This window comes from Deltaproteobacteria bacterium (genome assembly GCA_016178705.1).
Lineage (GTDB): Bacteria > Desulfobacterota > Binatia > HRBIN30 > JACQVA1 > JACOST01.
Genome location: JACOST010000015.1, coordinates 197,517 through 218,824, shown reverse-complemented (window position 1 = coordinate 218,824; position 21,308 = coordinate 197,517). Strand labels below are relative to the sequence as shown.

The 21,308-nt window shown below is 64.7% G+C and carries 22 protein-coding genes; 12 read left to right on the top strand and 10 right to left on the bottom strand.

The window, feature by feature from the left end:
- Positions 1 to 1,022: 1,022 nt before the first annotated feature.
- Both HYR72_12755 and HYR72_12750 read left to right on the top strand, forming a co-directional pair.
- A complete protein-coding gene (locus tag HYR72_12755) occupies positions 1,023 to 1,514 on the top strand; it encodes an SRPBCC domain-containing protein (GenBank protein ID MBI1815841.1) in 492 nt (163 codons plus the stop codon).
- Between the two features lie 135 nt (positions 1,515 to 1,649).
- Complete coding sequence (locus HYR72_12750; protein ID MBI1815840.1) at positions 1,650 to 2,309, top strand: peroxiredoxin; 660 nt, start codon at positions 1,650 to 1,652, stop codon at positions 2,307 to 2,309.
- A gap of 39 nt (positions 2,310 to 2,348) precedes the next feature.
- Here the strand turns inward: HYR72_12750 and HYR72_12745 are convergent, their stop codons facing one another.
- Genes HYR72_12745 through HYR72_12735 form a run of 3 tightly spaced genes read right to left on the bottom strand, consistent with a single transcriptional unit; the run spans position 2,349 to position 5,162 of the window.
- Positions 2,349 to 3,161: an isocitrate lyase/phosphoenolpyruvate mutase family protein gene (locus tag HYR72_12745; GenBank protein MBI1815839.1), complete on the bottom strand. Its 813-nt coding sequence runs from the start codon at positions 3,159 to 3,161 to the stop codon at positions 2,349 to 2,351.
- Positions 3,158 to 3,697, bottom strand: coding sequence for a methylated-DNA--[protein]-cysteine S-methyltransferase (locus tag HYR72_12740; protein MBI1815838.1), 540 nt, complete (start codon positions 3,695 to 3,697; stop codon positions 3,158 to 3,160). The genes HYR72_12745 and HYR72_12740 overlap by 4 nt, the downstream gene beginning before the upstream one ends.
- Positions 3,690 to 5,162: a DNA-3-methyladenine glycosylase 2 family protein gene (locus HYR72_12735; GenBank protein MBI1815837.1), complete on the bottom strand. Its 1,473-nt coding sequence runs from the start codon at positions 5,160 to 5,162 to the stop codon at positions 3,690 to 3,692. Before HYR72_12735 ends, HYR72_12740 begins: the two co-directional genes overlap by 8 nt.
- Before the next feature lie 180 nt (positions 5,163 to 5,342).
- On the opposite strand from HYR72_12735, the gene HYR72_12730 reads away from it, so the two are divergent.
- From HYR72_12730 to HYR72_12715, 4 genes are all read left to right on the top strand, one after another.
- The gene (locus tag HYR72_12730) at positions 5,343 to 5,705 is read left to right on the top strand and encodes a copper resistance protein CopC (GenBank protein MBI1815836.1); all 363 of its coding nucleotides are present in this window, start codon (positions 5,343 to 5,345) and stop codon (positions 5,703 to 5,705) included.
- A gap of 29 nt (positions 5,706 to 5,734) precedes the next feature.
- Entirely contained in the window at positions 5,735 to 7,372 is a 1,638-nt protein-coding gene (locus tag HYR72_12725; protein ID MBI1815835.1) for a CopD family protein, read from the top strand.
- A gap of 156 nt (positions 7,373 to 7,528) precedes the next feature.
- Positions 7,529 to 9,073 carry a wax ester/triacylglycerol synthase family O-acyltransferase gene (locus HYR72_12720; protein ID MBI1815834.1) on the top strand — a complete coding sequence of 515 codons (1,545 nt, stop codon included), beginning with the start codon at positions 7,529 to 7,531 and terminating at the stop codon, positions 9,071 to 9,073.
- Positions 9,070 to 9,633 (top strand): hypothetical protein, encoded by a 564-nt coding sequence (locus tag HYR72_12715; protein ID MBI1815833.1) that lies wholly within the window; start codon positions 9,070 to 9,072, stop codon positions 9,631 to 9,633. Before HYR72_12720 ends, HYR72_12715 begins: the two co-directional genes overlap by 4 nt.
- Positions 9,634 to 9,766: 133 nt before the next feature.
- Here the strand turns inward: HYR72_12715 and HYR72_12710 are convergent, their stop codons facing one another.
- The 3 genes from HYR72_12710 to HYR72_12700 are packed head-to-tail and all read right to left on the bottom strand — an operon-like array spanning position 9,767 to position 12,502.
- Complete coding sequence (locus HYR72_12710; GenBank protein ID MBI1815832.1) at positions 9,767 to 10,702, bottom strand: TIGR03560 family F420-dependent LLM class oxidoreductase; 936 nt, start codon at positions 10,700 to 10,702, stop codon at positions 9,767 to 9,769.
- Positions 10,699 to 11,718, bottom strand: coding sequence for an alpha/beta fold hydrolase (locus HYR72_12705; protein ID MBI1815831.1), 1,020 nt, complete (start codon positions 11,716 to 11,718; stop codon positions 10,699 to 10,701). The genes HYR72_12710 and HYR72_12705 overlap by 4 nt, the downstream gene beginning before the upstream one ends.
- Positions 11,696 to 12,502 carry an acyltransferase family protein gene (locus tag HYR72_12700; GenBank protein MBI1815830.1) on the bottom strand — a complete coding sequence of 269 codons (807 nt, stop codon included), beginning with the start codon at positions 12,500 to 12,502 and terminating at the stop codon, positions 11,696 to 11,698. Before HYR72_12700 ends, HYR72_12705 begins: the two co-directional genes overlap by 23 nt.
- Positions 12,503 to 12,784: 282 nt before the next feature.
- Here HYR72_12700 and HYR72_12695 point away from each other — a divergent pair, with 282 nt between their 5' ends.
- Entirely contained in the window at positions 12,785 to 13,135 is a 351-nt protein-coding gene (locus HYR72_12695; protein ID MBI1815829.1) for a hypothetical protein, read from the top strand.
- 18 nt (positions 13,136 to 13,153) lie between these two features.
- On the opposite strand, the gene HYR72_12690 is transcribed toward HYR72_12695, so the two are convergent.
- Both HYR72_12690 and HYR72_12685 read right to left on the bottom strand, forming a co-directional pair.
- On the bottom strand, positions 13,154 to 14,119 hold the full coding sequence (locus HYR72_12690) for an alpha/beta hydrolase (GenBank protein MBI1815828.1): 966 nt from the start codon (positions 14,117 to 14,119) through the stop codon (positions 13,154 to 13,156).
- Between the two features lie 66 nt (positions 14,120 to 14,185).
- On the bottom strand, positions 14,186 to 15,670 hold the full coding sequence (locus tag HYR72_12685) for a hypothetical protein (protein ID MBI1815827.1): 1,485 nt from the start codon (positions 15,668 to 15,670) through the stop codon (positions 14,186 to 14,188).
- Between the two features lie 214 nt (positions 15,671 to 15,884).
- Here HYR72_12685 and menB point away from each other — a divergent pair, with 214 nt between their 5' ends.
- From menB to infA, 4 genes are all read left to right on the top strand, one after another.
- A complete protein-coding gene (gene menB, locus HYR72_12680) occupies positions 15,885 to 16,697 on the top strand; it encodes a 1,4-dihydroxy-2-naphthoyl-CoA synthase (GenBank protein ID MBI1815826.1) in 813 nt (270 codons plus the stop codon).
- Between the two features lie 269 nt (positions 16,698 to 16,966).
- Positions 16,967 to 17,260, top strand: coding sequence for an RNA-binding protein (locus HYR72_12675; GenBank protein MBI1815825.1), 294 nt, complete (start codon positions 16,967 to 16,969; stop codon positions 17,258 to 17,260).
- Between the two features lie 285 nt (positions 17,261 to 17,545).
- Positions 17,546 to 17,848 carry a 30S ribosomal protein S21 gene (rpsU, locus tag HYR72_12670; protein MBI1815824.1) on the top strand — a complete coding sequence of 101 codons (303 nt, stop codon included), beginning with the start codon at positions 17,546 to 17,548 and terminating at the stop codon, positions 17,846 to 17,848.
- 15 nt (positions 17,849 to 17,863) lie between these two features.
- Positions 17,864 to 18,079, top strand: coding sequence for a translation initiation factor IF-1 (infA, locus tag HYR72_12665; GenBank protein ID MBI1815823.1), 216 nt, complete (start codon positions 17,864 to 17,866; stop codon positions 18,077 to 18,079).
- Between the two features lie 57 nt (positions 18,080 to 18,136).
- On the opposite strand, the gene HYR72_12660 is transcribed toward infA, so the two are convergent.
- Entirely contained in the window at positions 18,137 to 18,442 is a 306-nt protein-coding gene (locus tag HYR72_12660) for a Rieske 2Fe-2S domain-containing protein (GenBank protein ID MBI1815822.1), read from the bottom strand.
- Positions 18,443 to 18,599: 157 nt separating this feature from the next.
- Here HYR72_12660 and HYR72_12655 point away from each other — a divergent pair, with 157 nt between their 5' ends.
- Positions 18,600 to 19,619 (top strand): ferritin-like domain-containing protein, encoded by a 1,020-nt coding sequence (locus tag HYR72_12655; protein MBI1815821.1) that lies wholly within the window; start codon positions 18,600 to 18,602, stop codon positions 19,617 to 19,619.
- 362 nt (positions 19,620 to 19,981) lie between these two features.
- On the opposite strand, the gene HYR72_12650 is transcribed toward HYR72_12655, so the two are convergent.
- A complete protein-coding gene (locus HYR72_12650; protein ID MBI1815820.1) occupies positions 19,982 to 21,148 on the bottom strand; it encodes a HAMP domain-containing histidine kinase in 1,167 nt (388 codons plus the stop codon).
- Positions 21,149 to 21,308 lie beyond the last annotated feature (160 nt).

Genomic DNA, 21,308 nt, shown 5'->3' with positions numbered 1-21,308 from the left:
CGACTGGCTCCGATCAATCAGCAATGGAGCCTTTGCACCGGCCAGAAAGCGTTCGACCGTGCTGAGGAACTGCCTAGCCTCTTGCTCTGTCGCTTCGTGACCGGAACACTGTTGAAGGTGCAGAATGTGCTCGTCCCGCCACCATACAACGCCCGCAGCCGATCTGAAGATTTCAGTCTTCATATGGACAGGAGCAGCATCGGCCTGTCATCGGCCAGACGCAAGCGAGGACGGGAGTGTTCTAACTTGGTATAGGCGTCGGAGTAGGCGTTTCGCAGCCATCTTGTTCGTCGAAGCAGTATCTCAGCACTCGGCAACTCGGCGTTCGCGTGCTGCACAGTCCGCGAATGACGTTCACGGTTATGTTTCGGATGCTGGGTGGCTTTGGCGAATCTACTTCGCCACCGCAGCCGATCAACGCGATGCCGGCGATTGCCAAGAGCGTGAGCCGCAACATTGTAGTCATGGTCTGAGGCGACGGCGCGCGGGCTAGGCATCTCCCCCCGAAAGGCTGCCTGTTCCAGCCGCGAGCGCCCCGAACCAGCGCGCCGTCCAAGCCGCACTTGCGCACGAATGGATGACCGAAGCAAAAGAAAACCGATTCAGCGCGCCAGCAACACGTAGGTGGCAATCGCGAGCGCACCCCTGGTGCGGCCTGGTGTGCGGTCGTTGATTGCCCATGATAAAACGCAGTGCATGAAATGCCACAAGTGCGACCGGGAAGTGAAGGGTGAGGGGCGCGGAACTCAAGAGCGGGCGTCCGGCGCGAGAGTGTTCGTACAGCACTTCGGGTGCGAGTGCGGCGAAGTATGGGACATGGACGTGCCCATCTCCGATGATCCCGCCGGGGAGTTGATGCAGCGAACGCCGCGCCGAGCGTGCGACTGCAAGGCCAGATAGGCGGGCGCTGCTCGCCGAACTGGGCTCACGATCGGCGTCGATGGATCCGTCCGTGCAGAGACGATCGGTGAACTGTCGATTCCGCTCATTGGTATTCGACCAAGAAGAACGGAGGAGAAAACATGACTCGCGTTGAAGAGAGCGTCCTGGTGGTTCGACGATCGATCCACATAACGGCCCCGCCCGAGCGCGTATGGGCGGAGTTCACAAGCTTCGACCGCATGAATCGCTGGTGGGGGGTGCTCCTGGGAACCCCGGAGGCGGGTACGTCCAAAGGTCAGCGCTTGCGCGTCTACGAGCCGCGGGCGGGCGGTCGCGTCGAGATGGAGGTGATGTGGGACGGTGAGCCGGTGCGCTACGGCGGGCCGATCGTCGTGTTCCAACCGGGCAACGAGTTGACGTTCGAGAACGACTGGATCCCGAATCGCGGATGGCTGTACCCAACGCGGGTGACACTTCGTCTCACACCCGCGCTGGGCGGCACGCTGATTGAGCTCCTGCATAGCGGTTTTGAGCGGGTCGGCGGTGATGTCGGCGCTGAACACGCGGGGTATGAGGCGGGCTGGGGCATGACCCAGCTCAACGCCCTGCGCGCACTGAGTGGAAAATCGTGAGCATGCGTGCGACGCGCGACCATGCCGGCGCGCCACGCCGCCCCCTGTGCTTGACAGGAAAAACGCGCGGTAGGATACAGGATGCCCACAGCAAACGTCGGCCGACGAAAATCAATCCAATCGAGGAGGACAATCATGTCGCTGCGCATCAATGACGAGGCCCCGAACTTCAGTGCCGACACGACGCAAGGCACCATCGACTTTCACAAATGGATCGGGGACGGTTGGGCCATCCTGTTCTCCCATCCGAAAGATTTCACTCCGGTATGCACCACAGAGCTGGGTTACATGGCCGGACTGCAGCCCGAATTCGCGAAGCGCAACTGCAAGGTCATCGGCCTGAGCGTGGATCCGGCCAGCAGCCACAGCAAATGGGCCGTCGACATCGAGGAAACACAGGGCCACAAGGTCACCTATCCGATGATCGGCGATCCGGAACTGAAGGTGGCCAAACTCTACGACATGCTGCCGGCCGATGCCGGCGTCACGTCCGAAGGCCGGACCGCCGCCAACAACGCCACGGTGCGCACCGTGTTCGTGGTCGGCCCGGACAAGAAAATCAAGCTGATGCTCGTGTACCCGATGAGCACCGGCCGCAACTTCGATGAAGTGTTGCGCGTGCTTGATTCGATCCAGCTCACCGCCAAGCACCAGGTCGCCACGCCGGTGAACTGGAAGCCGGGTCAGGATGTGATCATCGTGCCGGCGGTGTCGGACGACGATGCGAAGAAGAAATACCCCAATGGCTGGAAAGCGCCCAAACCGTACCTGCGCATTGTCCCGCAGCCGAAGTAACACTTCGCCACGAGCAGAGCAGCGGCGCAAATGGGCGATTCATAGCTCGCGCCGCATCAGGCGGTTGATCTCCGGATTGTTGAGCGCGCCCTGATTGAAGGGCTCGGAACGGCCGTCAGCGAGAAAAGCCTGGGTCATCGCATGCACATGGTTCAGCATGACCTTGGCGATACCAGAGCCCGCGCTGAGCCGGCGCACGCCCAACTCGCGCAACTTTTCCGCGGCCGGCACACCCGGCCAGGCGAGCACATTGAGCGGCAGCACTACATCGCGCACCAGCCGCGCCAGCAGCGACTCCTCGGCGGCGGCCGGTACGAAAATCGAGTTGGCACCCGCCTCGCGATAGCGCCGCGCGCGCGTGATGGTCTCCTCGTACGCCGCGTCGCCTTCTTTGAGCTTGCGCAGATAGACGTCGGTCCGCGCATTGATCCAGAGATCGACGCCCGCCTTCGCGGCGGCGTCCTTCATGCGACCGATCTTGGCGACAAGCAGATCGGGCGCGCCGTTGCCGTCCTCGACATTGACGCCCACCGCGCCGGCATCGACGACCCGCGCCGCGAACGCGCCCGCGGCCTCGGCATCGGCAGCATAACCCGCTTCAACATCCGCCGACACGGGAATGCTGACAACGCGTGCAATGGCGCGCACGGTCGCAAGCAGCGCCTCCCGCGGCAACGCTTCACCGTCGGGATATCCGTTCGCCCAGGCCACCGCCGCGCTCGACGTGGCAATCGCCTTCGCGCTCGCATGTTCAATGATGCGGGCACTGCCCGCATCCCATGCGTTCGGTAGGATTAGCAGACCGCTTTGATGCAGCGCGTGAAACGCGTGGGCGGAGTTGGAATCGCTCATGCGGATACCTCCAAACGAAAAGTGGAATGACGCGCCTCGTGCTCGAGCAACCAGCGCTTGCGCGGCAGGCCGCCGCCATAGCCGGTCAACGAACCGTTGCTACCGATGACGCGATGGCACGGCACCACGACACCGATGGGGTTGCGACCGTTGGCGAGCCCCACAGCGCGCACGGCTTTGGGATCGCCGATGCGCTTCGCGAGCGCGCCGTAGCTAAGCGTCGTCCCGCCCGCGATGGTGCGCAACGCGTTCCACACTTTCGTCTGGAACGGCGTGCCGACGAACGCGACGGAAATTGATTCGAGCGCCGTGATCTCGCCGTCGAAGTAGCGCTCAAGCGTCGCGACGTGCCCGAAGGGATCCCGCCGCGCGACGAGCGCGCTGTCGCCGTGGTAGTCATGAAACCGTTTGCGCCACGTTTCCTCGGGATCTTCCCACATGTGCATGCGCAGCGCACCGTGCTCGTCCACAATCAGGATCGCAGTCCCAAGCGGTGTCTTCATCGTGTCGATCAAGAATGTCTGGCGTTCAACCATTGGCCCTCCTGGCATCGGCGTCCGCCGTCCATAGGTGCTGCGCCGCATAGGCCCGCCACGGGCGCCATGCTTCCGCGCGTTCGAGCAACGCCTTGGGCGACAGTGGCGTGCCGTTGGCAACGGCGGGACTGCGCATCAGCGCCACATCGCCGGCCGGAAAGGCATCGCTGTCTCGCAGCGCACGCAGCGCCCAGTATTCCGCGGTCCACGGTCCGAAGCCCGGCAGCGCGAGCAGCCGCTCGATGACGTCGTCATAGGTGCCTGCCGGCTCGAGCAGCTTCGGATCGGCCACGGCGGCACGCGCGAGCGCTTGCACGGCTTCGATGCGTGCACGCGGCATCCCAAATTCGGCGAGATCGCTCGCGACGACCTGAGTTGGCGTCGGGAAGATGCGCGTGAGTTGTTCGTGTCCGGTAACGTCGGGCGTTGTCCGTGTGCCGGCGAGCGCCGCAAGTTTTCCGGCGAGGCGGCGCGCTGCAACGACGGTGACCTGCTGGCCAAGGATGGCGCGCTCGGCCAGCTCGAAACCGTCCCAAGCACCGGGCGCGCGCAATCCCGGGCGGCGCGCGATGAGCGGCGCGAGTCCCTCGTCACTCTTCAAATGCGCGCCGATCGCTTCGACATCCGTATCGAGATCGAAGAGACGGCGCAGCCGCGCGACGATCGCCAGCAGCGCCCGCACATGCGACACCCGAATCGTCGCGAGCAAGCAGTTGCGCCCCGGCGCTACTTCGACGCTACCGGCCGCCTCATCAATCGCGATGGTGCGGAAGTAGTGGTCATTCTCGATCAGCTCCACGCCGTCGATGGCGCGCGCAGCGAGAAAGGACAGCATCGCGTCCCAATCGTACGGCGGGCGATAGCCGAGCCGCAACGTGACGGCAGAGGGTGCGATGCGTTTCTTGCTGCGCAGCTGGCGCGGGCTGCGGCGGTAGAGTTTTACGAACGCATCATTGAATCGCCGCACACTGCCAAAGCCCGAGGCCTCGGCGATGTCGATCATCGACAGCGACGTCTCCTGAATCAGCTGCTTGGCAAACAGAACGCGGCGGGTTTGCGCCACCGCAACCGGCGGCACGCCGAGATGTTGATCGAAGAGACGCCGGAGCTGGCGCTCCCCCATGCCCAGACGCGCGGCCAGCGCTTCGACCCCGGCCTCACCGCCATCGAGCGCGCCTTCCGCGATCAGCGCGAGCGCGCGCGACACCGTGTTCGATGTGCCTCGCCACGCCGCGGCATCGGGCGAGAGCTCCGGCCGACAGCGCAAGCAGGGACGGAACCCCGCTTCCTGCGCGGCCGCGGCACTCGGAAAGAAACGGCAATTCTCGGGCTTCGCCGTGCGCGCCGGACAAATCGGCCGACAATAGATGCCGGTGCTGCTGACGCCGACAAACAGGCGCCCGTCGAAGCGGATGTCGCGCGTCAACAGCGCTCGGTAGCAGATCGCGTGAGCCGGTAACGTCATGGGGGCAACTATGGCACAGACGCGCACCAACGTCTGGCCATTTTCGGACATGAATGGCATGGGGGGCGACGGGCACCCCGGTCGTTGTGCGATCATGCGGTCGTTTGACTTCTACGTGAATCTTTGGACTGAAGGTCCCTGATGAACGCCCGTGGTCATCTTGCCCTGAGTAGTCTCGTCGTGGCTGGGATGATTTTGGCGGTGCCGCACTCCGCATTCGCGCATGCCCGCATGGTGCGCTCGACTCCCGTCAAGAACGCGCGACTGTCCCAGACCCCAAAACGAATCGACCTGTGGTTCAATGAACTGCTCGACGACGGATTCAACTCCATCGAAGTGTTCGCGGCGGCCGAAGTGACCGCCAAGCAGCGCACCGATCTGAAGCAGGGTAGCGCCACGGTGGACCCGAAGGATCGCACACACCTCATTGTCGACGTCCAACCGCTGCCACCCGGCGAGTACGCCGTGGAGTTTCGCGTGCTGTCGCGCGACGGCCACAGCGCGCCCGGCCGATTCACGTTTCACGTACTCGGATCCAACTAACCCAGCCACGCGACGCACCCACCAGCCGAATGGAACACTCCGCGCTCCATGCGCTGCAGCTGATCGGCCTGATCATCGCGCTGGGCGGAGCTTTTCTGATCGTCGCGTTCTTGCGCCCCGCGCTCCGCTCACTGGGACCGCACTCGGCGCGCGACGACTTCAGCCGGCGGCTGTGCGACTCCATCACGCGATGGGTCGTGCGCGGCGCCCTGACGGCTGCGATGGCGACGCTCGCCGACCTGTTCGTGCAAGTGGCAGAAGTGCAAGGCCGGACGATCTTCGGTGGCGTCGACCTGGCGTTGGTCGTGCGCTTCGCAACCGAGACAGCCGTCGGGCAGTTGAGCGTTGGACGCGCGGCGTTGCTCTTACTCGCCGCGGGCGCCGCGCAACTCGCAACCGAGCGAAAGTGGTGGATCGTCGTCGCGTTGGGGATGAGCGCGGTCGTGTGCACCAGCCTCGTCAGTCATGCGGCGGCGCAGCCGGCCGGGCGGGTGCTGGCGATCGCGTCGCAGATCACACACATCGGTGCCGCGGCTGCGTGGATGGGCGTGCTGGTTCATCTGCTCGCGGCCCGCTCAAAGATTCAACGACTCTCCGATGCCCCCGCGATCGCGCTGATCGCGGATATCGTCCGGCGCTTTTCGCCGCTCGCGTTGACGGCGGTGGTTCTAATGTCCGCGTCCGGCGTGTTGGCGGCGGTACGCTATCTGGCAACACCCGGTGCGATGCTGACCTCGGCTTACGGGCTCACGCTGATCGTCAAGCTGGTGTTGCTGACACCCGTGGTCGTCGCCGGGTTCATCAACTTCCGCATCACTCGCCCTGCCCTGCTGAAGCTCGCCGCCACGCCCAATTTTGCGACGCCCGTGCTGCGGCGATTCGGCAAGATGCTCGAACTCGAAGTGACCGCTGGGCTACTGGCGATCACCGTCGCCGGCGTCGTGGCGTCGGTCTCGCCGCCGGGAGATGACGGATCGCTCCAACTCACACCCGTGCAAATCCACGCGTTGCTCTCGCCAGACTTGCCATCGACAACATTCGTCGATCCGTCGGCTTTTGTGGGGACACCGACACGCACGATTGACGACCTGCGCTATTCGGAGTTCACGCACAACTGGTCCGGCGTGTTCGTCATCTTCCTGGGTCTGTGTTGGTTGCTGCAGAGTTGGGGCGGACTGATCGGTGACGGCGCCGCCCGCTGCTGGCCATTGCTGCTGCTCCCACTCGCGGCGTTCATCGCCGTGTTTGCCGATCCGGATATATGGCTGGTGCGCCAGATCGGATTCTGGGATGTGGTGAGCGATCCGCAGATCCTTGAGCACAACTTCGGCGCGCTATTGGTCCTGGCCATGGTCTGGCTTGGCTGGCGCGATCACGGGCGGCCGGCGACGCAACGACCCCTCGGGTACGCGTTGCCCATCATCATGATCGTCGGCAGCGTGCTCCTACTCGGTCACGCGCACTCCTCCCTGCGCGCCAGCGATGATCTGACCAATCTCATCAACGTCCAGCACGCGGTATTAGGCGCCTTGGGATTGTTCGCGGGCGCCGTGCGCTGGCTGAGTCTGCGCGATCTGATCCCGCAGCGGAGCGCGCGACTCGTTTGGCCAGCGCTCGTCATCGGCCTGGGCCTGTTCATGGCCTTCGGCTATCGCGAAGTTGTTTGAAGTGACTTTCGTCAGCTGAATGCCTGATCGGACTCAGTGCATTCAGTCGCCTCGCAGCACGATAAGACACACAGAGTTCATCGGCGTCGGCGCCGCGGAGGCAGAACGATGGCACGTCCGAGTCGAGGTCATTCTGCATTTCAACTAGCATCGCGGATGCTGCCGACCGACGCGTTCTTCTGGTACGCGGAGGCGGCGACACCGCATCTCCGTCCCTTGGTGGCGGGGATTTTCGCGCTCGACCAGGCCCCCGATCGGCGCCGCTTCCGCGCCGCGATGGAGCGACTGGTGGCCCACGTGCCGCGTTTGCATCACCGCGTCGTCGAAGCGCTGGCAATCGGACTTCCCGAGTGGGTCGACGATCCCGCGTTCGACCTCGACTATCATCTGCGTTCGATCATCCTGCCGCCGCCTGCCAACCAGCGTCACCTCTTCGACTTCGCGGGGGCGGTATTCGCCACGCCGCTCGACCACCTGCGCCCGCTGTGGGAGGCCTACCTCATCGAGGGTCTCGAACACGACCGCGCCGCGTTGTTCATCAAGATGCATCACTCGGTGATGGATGGGGCGGGCGCCGTCGCGCTGTTCGACGCGATGACGCAAGCCGGGCGCAGCGAACCGATTCGGGTGCCACACCGCGCCGAGGCGCCGCCAACGTCAGGCGCGCGGTCGCCGGTGCTCGCGCGCCAGATCCGCGCCGTTGTCCGCGCGGCGGCCGGCGTGGTCGCCGCCGCCTCGCGCAGCGTCGTGCGCGCGTTGAACGATCCGCTGCCGGCGATCGATGAGATGGTCCGCACCGCCGGCCGTGTCGGCGATCTACTGCGCGACATGACCGTGCCACCGCTCGCGGATCCACTCGCGGCACGCTGCACCGGCATCGGCCGGCGGCTGGACGGCACCACGTTCTCGCTGCCGCGTCTGCGGCGAATCAAAGACGCACTCGGCGGCACGCTCAACGACCTCGTGCTGACAACGGTGGCCGGCGCCCTGGGGCGCTACCACCGCGATCTCGGCATTCGCATGGAAGAAGTCGCGTGCGTCGTGCCGATGAGTCTGCGGCAAGATCATGAGAGCCACACCTTGGGCAATCGCGTCGGGGCATTCAACGTGATGTTGCCGGTTGGTCTGCGCAACCCCTTGGCGCGGCTCGCGCGGATTCGCGCGCAGACGAAACTTTCGAAGGGCAACGGTAAGAGCGCTTCGTATCAGGCGTTGATGCAGGCCATTGCGCTGGTGCCGGCGGCAGGGTTTCGCTTCTTGGCGCGGCAAGCGAGCGGGCGCATTCATCTCATCTGCTCCAACGTCCCCGGCCCGTCCGTGCAGCGCTACCTGGCCGGAGCGAAGATCGACGGCGTGTACGCCTTCGCCCCGGTCATGCTGGGCACGCCCATTGCGATCGCCTTGGTCTCGTACGGGGATTCCGTCGGCGTCGGCATCGATGCCGACCCCGCCGCGATTCCTGATCCGGAACGTATCCGCCAGCATCTCGAAACCGAACTCGACGAGATCGAGCGCCGGATCTCGTCACGGGCGCGGCCGACCATGCACGCGCTGCAACTGGTCGATAGCCGCGCTCGTCGCCCGGCGCGGCGCAAGCAACCCGCCGCGGCGGTGATGGCCGCATCGCCGGCGCACAACGAACCGAAGATGGCCGCAATGGCACCGGCGATGATCCCTGAGGAAAGGAGGGCCACATCATGACAGGCCTCGATGCACTTTTGGTTGTTGCCGCGATCTTCGCGCTCGGTACGCTTTACGTTGTGGTTCCCATCGCAGCCGACGTGTACCGGCGATTCCGAGGCACCAGGGTAATCACCTGCCCCGAGAATCAGCGCGCGGCCGCAGTCCAAGTCGACGCCCGCCACGCGGCGTTCACCACCGTTGCCGGTCGCGCCGACATCAAGCTCGCGCGATGTTCGCGCTGGCCCGAGCGGCACGACTGCGGACAGGAATGCCTGCGGCAGATCGAGTCGGCGCCGGAGGAATGTCTCGTCCACACGATGCTGGCGAAATTTTACGCCGGCAAGCACTGTGTGCTGTGCGGCGCGAGCTTCGACGGCATTGAGTCGTGGGGACACCACACCGCTCTGATGGCGCCGGGCGGGCTGACTTTGGAGTGGAGCCAGATCGCCAGCGAGCAATTGCCCGACTTGCTCCAGTCGCACCAACCGGTGTGCTGGAACTGCCACGTCGCGGAGACCTTTCGCCGCCAGCATAGTGATCTCGTGATTGATCGACCGGCGCAGAGCGCTGCGCACTAAGCGCGCCGTCTCCGAACTGTAGGGGCGATGCATGCATCGCCCTCCGTCTTCACCACTGTGCATGCGTCCATTCGCGGGCGACGCATGCGTCGCCCCTACAAGGAATCGGAATTCCGAGGCGGGCACAGCTCCGTCAGCGATAGCGCGGCATTACGTCGGACGCGAACCGCTCGAAGACGTCGAAGTTGTACGGCGACAACGTCACGACGAAGTGCGTAACGCCGACGGCGATGAACGCGTCGATCTGCCGGCACACGTCATCCGCACTCCCGAGCAGCATCCAGCGACGGGCTTCCGCTTCGCTGAGACCCTGATACATCGCGTAGCCCTGAATCATCGGTGCGGCGGTCGCGAGGTCGTCGGTGATCGCGGTCGGCACCAGGATCGCCTTCTCGATCGCGTCGCAATCGCGTTGCGCGGTGTCGCAGTAGCCGCGCAGAATTCCGATCTTGCGTTGGTAGACCTCGGGTGAGCCGAACGAACTCCAGGCATTCGCGTGCTTCGCCACGATCGGAAGCAAGCGCTTCTCCCCCGCGCCAGCAACCGTGATCGGCGGGTGCGGCTGCTGCACCGGCTTCGGTTCGGCAATCGCCCCAATCAGTTGGTAATGCGTGCCCGCGACGGTCGCCTGCCGCTCGCACCACAGCGCCCGCATGACCGTGAGCGCCTCGTCGAGCCGCTCGCAGCGTTCGCGCGCCGAGCCGAAGTGCAGACCGAACATCGCGTGCTCCGGCTCGTACCAGCCCGCGCCGATCCCGAATTCCAACCGCCCGCCGCTGATCACGTCGAGCGTAGTGACGATCTTCGCCAGAATCGCCGGGTGGCGGTAGGTGTTGCCGGTGACCAATGCGCCGATGCGAATCCGTTGCGTGTGCACCGCCAACGCCGCCAAGCAACTCCAGGCTTCGAGGCACGGATCGAACGGATCCATCATGACCGCGACGAAGTGATCGTAGGTCCACGCGGTGTCGTAGCCGAGCACTTCGGCGCGTTGCCAAATGCGAACGATCTCGTCCCACGTGGCGAACTGCTGGCCAGTTTGAATCCCGAAACGCACACGCGTTGTCATGACCGCACCTCCGATTCGAACTCGGTTTCAATCCAGCTGCTGATGGCTGGGAACACCTCGTCCGGTGCGCGTGACCCGAAGATGAGATCGACGTGGCCGTAGTCGGCGCTGACGCCGGGGCCGGCGGCGAACTCGCGGTAGCGTTTGGCCGGCGAGCCGATGCGATCGTAGGCCAGCCCCACGATCTCCGGCGTCGCGAGCTGGTCGGCGGCGCCGGCGATGATGAAGGCGGGCGTGGTGATGCGGGGCAGATTCGCGCGGTAGTCGACACTGCCGTCGGCAGAGCGAAAGGCGCCGGTCAGCGACCAGCGCACGAACTGCTGCAACTTGCGGCGCGGGACATTGCAGATGAATTGCCGCAGCGCGCGCCCGAAGGCGGCATGGTCGAGATTGTACGGGTTCATGCCGACCTGCGACGCGCGCGAGGAATTTCCCGCCAGGGACCACAACGCGACGAGAATGTTGTGCTGCGGCAAGCGCGCCGGAAACGGCAGCAACAGCAGAAACTCGCCGAGTCGCTGCGCCATCCATGAGGCGATCGGCGGAAACGCGACCGGTGACGCCATCGCGACGAAGCCCGCGACCGATTCAGTCAGCGCGGCGTTCGCGCCCAACGCGGCATACATCACCATGCCGCCCATACTGTGGCCGATCCACACCGGCGGGCGCCCCGCGCAACGCGCCCGTACATGCGCAATTGCTGCGGGCACATCGAACTGGACCAAGTCGTCAAACGTCCAACTGCGATTCGGCGATGAATCGCCGGCGGCCTCACTGTAGCCACGGCCGCGCAGTTCGAGCACCCAGGTGTCGAAGCCGCGCCGCGCCAGGAAGCGCGCGAGCGAGTAACGCTCGTCGAAATCGAGGAAGTGGCGATTACACGCGTAGCCGGCGCAGAGAATCACCGGCGGCAGATCGCTGCGCGCGCTGCGATAGCGGTGCAGCGCCAGATCCCAGTCGTCGGCCGTGCGGACGAATTCGACGCTGGGCCGTTCACTGCGGGTGCGCGCGTCCATTGCGATACTCGCTGAAGATGAGGCCGCGCCGGCGCGTCACGGTGTCGGCAATCAGCCGTTGAATGCGCCGGCGCACCATCTCGTTCAATTGATCCACGCGGGTTTGATCGTGCGCGTCCGCCGGCGTGCCCGGCAACGTGATCGGCTTGCCAAAACGGATGTACAAGCGCACCGGCAGCGGCACAGGGAAGAGCAGGAGCGGAAAGAACGGCATGCCCAAGACCGGCCCGAGCCCGGGAACGCTGCCGAGCATGACGTGCGCTTCCTCGGCACCGACCACGGCGAGCGGCACGATCGGTGTGCGAGTGCGCAGCGCCAGCTTGATGTACCCACCGCGGCCGGGCGCGAAGCCACGATGCGGCAACACTTGATAGCGCTGCGTCAGGTAGGGCCGTTCCATGTCCTTTGCGCCGCCAGGAAACACGAGCACCATATGACCCGCGCGCAACAACCCCGCAACCACGTCCGGGTGACCCACCAACGCCCCCTGCCGACGCAAGAAGTTCTCGACCACGCCGATGCGGCCGAAGAGGTTGTCACCAATGGCGCGCGAGAAGCGCCCTGTCGCCTCGTGGATCGCCACCAACGTACACGCCGCGTCGTACGGCACCACGCCGGAGTGGCAACCGACGATGAGCGCGCGGCCACGCGGCAAATGCTCCGTACCCATCACTTGCGGCCGGAAGTATGGCCACAAGACTGCCCGTACGTACCCGAGCCAGCGCTCGGCGGTTGTCGGATCGAAGCCGAACGGATCCGGGCGGGCCGTGTCTGCAACGTTCATCGCCCTCATCATCTCATTCTGGAAACCGACTTCGCATCGGTCAACCTCTCCTCCTGATCCTCGCCGCGCGACAACGGGACCACGCCCTTCCTACCGTTCGGTAGGGTGAGACCGAATGTCGATCCGCAGGAAACGAGATGACCTCCGTCAGTTCGACAGACGCTCGCCACTTGCGAACGCCAACGCGCGAAACGGGCCTCGGGCGCGAAGGGCATTCCGTACTTTGCGCTCGACAAGCGCCGGGCTTTCCTGCTACCCGAAGACCCCACAGCAGATGACCCGATGGCACGCCCGCAACCCATTCGCACTCGACCCGGCCGCAAACACGGCGAGTTACTCATTGTGTTGCCCGCCGGCTGGGAGCTGCGCTTGCGGCGCGTGCTCAAGCAGGTCCACAGTGACACGCTGCCCGATCCGCGCGAGAAGGGGTTGACCCCCGCGCAGCGCGATGCCCGCGTGCACGCGCGGCGACAGCAAATGCGCCGCGCCATCTGTCAGTTCGTCAGTGATTTGATCACTGCCGACATTGTCGGCAAGGAAGTCGCTTTCTCTACCCGCAGCCGCTTCGGCGCGCGCCGCGCCTCATTGCGCGAACAGGTGCAGGCGCTGATTCGCGAAGCCGCAGATCGGTAACGCATCGGCGCGTCCGCGCTACTTTCGAAACTCCGCCAGGAACTGCAGCAGCGCCGCGTTCACTTCCGCGGGCTTCTCTTGCTGCGTCCAATGTCCCGATTCATTCACGAGCACGGTCTGACGCAGGTTCGGCACCCACAGCTCCATGCCCGCGGCCATCTCCGGTCGCAACACGGGATCGAGCTCGGCGGTGATCATCAACGCCGGCTGCATGACCTTGGCGCCAACGAGATACGCCGTGGTCTCCCAGTTGCGCTCGAAGTTGCGGTACCAGTTGAGTCCACCGCGAAAACCCGTCTTGGTGAACGCTGCGGCGAAGACATCGAAGTCGGCCGCGGTGAGGAAGTCACTCGGTGCATTGTCGGGCAACCGGTCGAGCAGACCACCTTCGGCCGGACCGAACACACCGGGAGAGAGATCGCGCACCAGTTCCATCGCCGCGCGGTTCGGCCCTTGGTAGAACCCGCGCAAGGTCCGCCGCGGATCGCGATCGAGTTCGGCTTCGGCGACGCCGGGCTCTTGGAAATAGAGGACGTAGTGAAAGCTGCCCTGCGCCGCGGCACGCATCATCACCAACGGGTTCATCGGCAAGCGCGGAAAAAACGGAGTGTTGATGCCCACGACGCCGGCAACGCGATGCGGCGCGAGCAGCGCCATCTGCCACACCACCAGCCCGCCCCAGTCGTGTCCGACAATCACCGCCTTGTCGATCTCGAGCGCGTCGAGCAGGCCGGTGAGATCGCCCACCAGGTGATGAATGGAGTATGTCTCGATCGCGGCCGGCGCATCGGTCTCCCCGAAGCCCCGTTGATCAGGAGCAATCGCGCGATAGCCGGCGGCGGCCAGCGCACCAATCTGATGCCGCCACGAGTACCAGAGTTCGGGAAAGCCGTGACACAACAGCACGGGGAATCCGCTGCCGGCGTCGACCGCATGCATCCGAATCCCGTTGGTCTCGACATACCGGTGCGTCAGCTCACTCATGCGAACTCCTGGGTGTCAGCCAGCGGCCAGCGCTCGATCGGTGGGCTGAAACGAGCCTTGATCGGCTCAGCGGCGCGGAACGCGCAGCACCGCGCGGCGTCGCGCTAGCAGGAGGGTCGCGGGAAGCACCCAGAGAAATACGCCACCCGCATCGCCCGGATGAATCACGCAGCCGCCGCCTTGAGTGTCGATCGCGACCTGGACCGGTGTGGTCGGCCCAGGTGAAGGCGTCGCTGCCGCCACAACCCGCACGACGCCGGCTTTCAGCGTAATCACGGTTGCCAGGTTGTGCGCACCATCCGAGGCGCGTACGACCACCGGCGAGATCAGCAGATCGCCTAGTGGGCTGCGCGCGGGAATCTGAAACGCGATGGTCATGAGCGTGCCCGCGGGCAGGGTCTCCTCGTCTTCAGCGGCGGAGGCAATCTCCAGATCGAGCATACGATTGGCGCCAGCGGTGCCCGGATTGAACACCGACACCGCGAATGGCGCTAGCAGCGGGTCGTTGAAGGGATTGAATACGATCGCGTCCGGAACCCCGTCGCCGTCGCTGTCGGTCGGATCGAAATTCAATTGCGGAAAATCCAACACCGCATCGAGTACCGCCACTTCATCGGGGCCAAACGGCCGACCATCGGACACGCTCGGCTGGAAGTCGACGTTGACGACGACGGTGTCGCCTGGCTGGCCACGATCGTTGCCAATCAGGAAGCCCACGCCCAGAGTCGGCGTCTGCGTGGGCGTGGGGGTCGTGGTCGGCGTCGGCGTGACGGTTCGGGTGGCCGTGCGCGTGGGTGGCGTACCGGCCGGCGTACCGGTGTCGTGCGGTTTGACCGTCGGCGTCATCGAGCCTGTGTGCACGGGCGTGCCCAATGTCGGCGTCGGCGACACAGTCGGCGTGAGAGTGTTCTCCGGCGTCGGCGTCAAGAGCAGCAGCGGTACTACTCGCTGGTCAGCAAAGACGGTAAACGTGCGCGTCAGTCCGCGGCAGTGAAAGTAATCGAACTCAAACTCGTATTCGCCGGCGGCGGGAAAGTTCACCACCACGGTGCTTTTGCGAGGTCCCGTTGAGGAGTTGAAGGCACCCATGACGGGCAGACCGCCGGTGGTGAGCCCACTCAGCGGTGCGCCAACAAGCGGCCCCGAGACCCGCTGCACATCTTGATCCATCCCAAACACGAAGCCGTCGTCGTGATAGATGTCGAAGAAAACTTGCTGCGAGCCGGAAACGAAGAACTTGCCCGTAAACTTCGCCAGAAAAAATGGAATGGCAACACCCACCTGGATGTGACTATCACCCGCCACTGTGGCAGCCAGGAACGAGCCGTCCGGCTTGGTAAGAATGTTGGTGAACGCTTCCGTCGACGGGCTGACCGGCGAGAGCGGGATGAGTCCCAAAGGCGGATTGAAATTGAGCGATCCGAACTGTTGGGTAACGACCGGTTGAGCACCATTGGTGTTGTAGGTGCATGTGCGGGCGGAGCCAATGAAGAACTCGCTATCAACCGGCGATACCGACACCTCGGCCAGCAGCCGCGACGCCAGCAGCATCGTCCCGATCCCTACGGTAAGGGCCGTCCGGACGAGCCGTGCCCCTCCCTCACCCATGCGGGCGCCAGTCGTCAACTCCAACCATCTCATGACCAACGGTTCTAGCACGACCGTTCACACTTTCGTCAAGGAGAATCCGCATCCCTGGGCGGCGCCCTCGGCTTGACAGGACCGCGGCGTTCCCGCTCAGATGCGCGCGGCTGAAGGAGCGGGCATGGCGTTCACCGACATCGTCTACGAAGCACGCGCGGGCATCGCGTGGATTACCATCAATCGACCGGAAGTGCGCAATGCATTCCGCGCCCGCACGGTCGACGAATTGGTCGCCGCCTTTCGTCAGGCGTGGGCGGATCCCGATGTCGGCGTGGTCGTACTCACCGGTGCGGGCGACAAGGCCTTCTGCAGCGGCGGCGACCAAAAGGAGCGAGGCGATACCGGCTACGGGCAAGGCGCCGCCGGCATCGGAATGGACGTGGCCTCGCTGCACACCGTGATCCGCAGCATCCCGAAGCCGGTGATCGCGATGGTCAACGGCTTCGCCATCGGCGGGGGCCACGTGCTCCACGTGTTGTGCGATCTGACGATCGCCGCCGACACTGCCGTCTTCGGCCAAACCGGCCCCCGCGTGGGCAGCGTCGACCCCGGATTCGGCACCGCCTATCTGGCCCGCATCGTCGGGGAGAAGAAGGCGCGGGAGATCTGGTATCTGTGCCGCCAGTACAGCGCGGAAGACGCCTTGCAGATGGGGCTGGTGAACAAGGTGGTACCCGCCGCCAAGTTGCGCGTCGAGGTCGAGCGTTGGTGCGCCGAGCTGCTGGAGAAGAGCCCGACCGCGCTCAAGCTGGCGAAGTTCTCCTTTAACGCCGACACCGACCACATCCACGGCATCACCGAGATGGGCTTCAGCGCCCTCGAACTCTACTACCAGACCGACGAAGCGATGGAGGGTCGCAACGCCTTTCTCGAAAAGCGTACGCCGAACTTTCGCGCCGCGCTGCGGCGCCGCCGCCCCCATGACCGGGGTTAAAAGGACCCCGCCGATTCCGTTGCCGCAGCGCGCTACATTTTGTTTGCGATCCGCTGGGCGGCAGTGCTAAGAAGCGTCGCGCTGGTTGATTGTGTCAGCTGCAACGTACAGTTTGTTCCGCGGCCGCAACGCCCGCTGTTCCCCGCGACGTCTCGCGCCTCGGATAACCGATCCTGTTGGTGCCGCGGCTAGGCCACGGGGCCTCCCCGCGCGCGGCGTCGATGACCTCACCGCATCTCGATCGATGGCGTGAAAGAAAGGAAGAGGCAATGGGGAGAAGGTTGCACATCGGGAATTTGTCGTACACCGCAACGGAGGAAGACCTGCGGCAGGCGTTTTCGACCGTGGGCACCTGCGACTCGGTCGCGGTGATCATGGATCGCAACACCGGACAATCGCGCGGCTTCGGCTTCGTCGAGATGGGTTCCGATGAAGAGGCCCAGCGCGCCGTCGAACAGCTTGACGGCCGCGACATCAAGGGGCGGCCGATCAAGGTGAGCGAAGCGCGTGAACGCGACCCGGGGGCGGGCCGCGGCGGCCCCCGTGGCGGCCCGCGCCACTAGCGTTCGCACTCGGCCGGCTCGCCGACATGCCGGCCTCGACTCCGGGTAGCGCTACTGCTATGTAGCGCGGTGTTTTTTGGCAACGCCCAGCATGCTGTCAGGCGGTGCGCCTGAGGCTGCAAGCTGGAGACCGTTACGCGCAGTGTGGTGAGGAGTGGTTCCCGGTCGCGCGTGTTTGCCCTGCGGCGGCGCGATTCGTTTTCGGACAAGCGAGCGCGGGCACCGACCGAAGCAATTGAATCCGGCGCCGGTAACAACCCGGTGCCGCAAGGGAGGATGAACGATATGGGAGAAACCAGCGAGCTGCGTGAAGACGCACCGTCGCACAGTCATCGAGGCAACGATGCCTCTCACTCGCCGGTGCGCCGCTCGCAGGCGCTCACCGTGGTCGTCGACGATCGCGGTGTCGAGTCGGCTCTACGAACCTTCAAAAAACTGGTGATGCGCGAGGGCCTGCTCAAGGATCTCAAGCGGCACGAACACTACGAGAAGCCCGGCGATCGCAAACGCCGCAAGACCCGCGAAGCGATTCGACGCCGCCGCCGGCAAGCCGCCCGCGTGCTGCGCGTACGCGGCCCGGTCTCCTAAGGAGGAGCCCACAGCGTGGCGAAGGACGATCTGATTCAGTTCCAAGGCACGGTGATGGAATCGCTGGCCGGGGGCCAGTTCCGCGTGCAGGGCGAGAAGGGCCGTCAATTCACCGCTCGCATCAGCGGTCGCTTGCGGCGATTCCACATCAAGGTGATCCCCGGCGACCGCGTCACCGTCGCCGTCTCTCCCTACGACCCGACGCACGGCTTCATCGTGCATCGCGGCTAAGGCACCTTCTCTCCACCGCCGACCAGGATAACGGACCGGGCGCGGGTAGCTTCCGCGTCAGACGGCCACGTGTACCCCGTCGGCATCGACTTTCACTTCGTATCGATCGACAGCGGCGTCGGGGTCGTCGGGCGACACACCGGTGGTCACATCGTACGTCCACCCGTGCCACGGGCACGCCACAATGCAGCCGTCCAGATCGCCGTCGCCGAGCGGCCCACCGCGGTGCTTGCACGTGTCATCGATCGCATAGAATTCGCCGTCACAGTTGAAGACGGCCACCTTCTTTCCGTTCACCTCGAAGGTCCGCCCCTGCCCCGCCGGGATGTCAGCGGGAGCTGCCACACGAATAAACTCACCCATCGCAATGCGCTCCTCTACTCGGTGTCATGATCCTGATTTGGCGGCGAATACTAAGACAAGCACGGGCCGTCGGCAAGGTTCGGGTTGCACACGTTCCGGTTGCAACGACCTTGGCGGCGCTGTAACTCACACACACCAACGCGCGGAGGACGACACAATGCGGACACGTGAATTGCTCTCCCTCCACAACAGCGGGCATCCTGGGATCAACGCCCTCTTCGCCAAGGCGCACTCGGCTGACTGGGACATCGAGAACGACGTGGACTGGACCCAACCACTCGCACCTGACGACCCGCTGGTCGACTATGACTGGAACCCGTTTGGCCAAACCGCCACCTTTCGCGCGTTGCCCGAGAGCGTGAGAATCCGTGTCACCCGCCGCGGCGTCGGCCGCATCCTCAACATCCTGCAAGTCGGTGAGAGCGTCGCCCAGGACGTCTGCGCCAAGCTCGCCCTCTCGCTCCGGCAAGAAGACTACCGCAATCACGCCGTCGCCCAAGCCATGGATGAGGCTCGCCATCACCTCGCCTACCGCCGGTTCATCGAGAAGATGAACGAGCCGATCGACGACATCGATATCGGCACTGAAATGATGTTCGACGCGTTGCTCGCCGCCAGCGACCCGCTCGAACTGGTCGCCACCGAGCAGTTCTTCCTCGAAAGCTTCGCCATGACCATCTTCGAGGGACTGGTGCGGTACGCGCGCAACCCACTGCTCAAACAAATCGTCACGCTCATCACCCGCGACGAGAGCCGGCACATGGGCTTCGGCGTCTTGTACATCGCCGAATGGATGCGCGAGCACTCGCTCGACGAGCAGATCGGCTTTGCGCGCCGCTGGCTGGGGCAGATTCTCGGCGCGGTGGCGGACCAACCCGGCCCACTGCTCCTAAGTCGATTGATCGGGCGCCTGCGCGACGCGGGCATCGATGATGCCGAATCCCTCGCGCCGCAACTGATGCGTGAACAGCAAGCGATCAACGCCGCCGAATCGGCCGAGATGCTCAGCGGACGCAAACTGCCGCATCTGCTCAAGAGCGCGCGCCGCGCTGGACTGCTTAGACCCGACATTACCGCCGCGCTCGGCGTCCAGAACCACCCGTTGGTGCGCGTCGCATTACAGAGCTCGCTCGCCGACGACTCCGGATGGATTCCCGCCAGACGATCGCGGGACTGACGAACAGAATCCCGATCCGATCCCGTGGGGACAGCCTCCGCGCCTGTCCGGCGGCCGACAATCAAAAGCAAGCAGCGAATAAAGCAGTCCGAAAAAAGGAGAGGGAGACCGTCGCGAGAACACGATCATCGATCACCATCACCGCGGCCCTGCCGCCGCCGCCGGTCAGCCTCAAAGACATCCGGCCTGCCTCGCATTCGCAGCGGCACGGGAACGCCGTCTCGCTAGTTCGCGTGCTGCGTGAAGCTACTCTTTGACGAGAACCTCAGTCCGCGCTTCGTCAAGCACCGGGTTGATGAATGTGCGCACCTCGTGGCGCTCGGCGAGCTGCTCAACGCTGCACATCCCGCAAAGGACCCAGCTCAGTTGCGCGGTTCGATCGGCAATTCGAGGGTGAACGTGCTACCGCGACCGATCTCGCTGCTGACGGCAACTCTGCCGCCGTGCGCCTCGGCGATGCGACGGACGATGTAGAGACCCAGCCCCGTACCTTCGGTGCGGTGTGCCGCGGCGGTGCGACTGTATTTTTGGAACAAGCCGGCCTGATCGGCTGCGGAGATTCCCGGGCCGGTATCGGCGACCGCCACCGCTAGGTTGCCATCCCTCACGGCTGAGGTGACGCGAACGGTGCCGTTGCGTCCGGTAAACTTGATCGCGTTGGACAGGAGGTTGCCGATGGCGCGGCTGAACAGTTGGCGATCGGCGTGAATGATCGCTCCAACATCGGTCAGTTCGCTGACCAATTGAAGCCCTTTGCCTTCGGCCACCAGCTGATGGAAATCGATCACTTGCTGCACGACCTCGCTGACCCGGATCGGTTCGTACGTCGGCTCGAGCGGCCGGCCTTCGATGGCGGCGGCGTCAAGGACGTTGTGCACCAAATCGAGCGCACGCTGCGCGGCGTGGCGAATGCGTTGGAGATAGTGGGCTTGCTCGCCAGCCGGAGCGTCTTCGGCGATCTCGGCGTAGCCTTGAATGATCGTCAGCGGGTTTTTGAGGTCGTGCGAGAGCGCGCTCACCGCCTCCCCGCGCATCTCCTCGGCGCGCACGTAGACCGCCCGCATCTGTCGCACCGCGTAGGACGCAACCCAGGCCACAAGAAACAGGTACGCATCGACAATGACCACGGTCGCCACGGCATCGTCGAGAGGTTTGGCGTACGGCAGCAAATGGGGCAACAGCCCCGCGCGCTCGACCCACACCATCGCGCCGTACGCCAGGGAACTGCCCGCGGCGGCGAGGTAGTTTGCGGGCTCTGACAAGACCAGTCCGGCCAACACGATCACCAGCGCATAGAGCAACGGCCCGCTGGTGTTGTCGACTCCGCCACCGAAATAGATCCCCGCGGTCACCGCGACGATTTCGGCGCCGATGCTGAGCGCCAACAGCGCCACCGGCTCCTCGCCGCGCCACACCATCACCGCGAACGTGGGTAGGAGGACGAGCAGAACGACAACGAGGTCCTGCTCCGCGGGAAGCCCGGGATAAATGAAGAGTTTGGTGATCCAGAAGACCGCGAGAATAGACACGATGGCGAGCGCCTTCGTGACATAGATCGCCCGCACGCTTGGACCAGGAAGGCGGTCTCTGCGCAGCGGCACAGTTGGCCGCAAACGGAACCGAGGCACGCAGCAACCATACATTCGGTTGCCGCCACCTGCCAGCAAAAATCCGCGGCGAGGGCGTAGG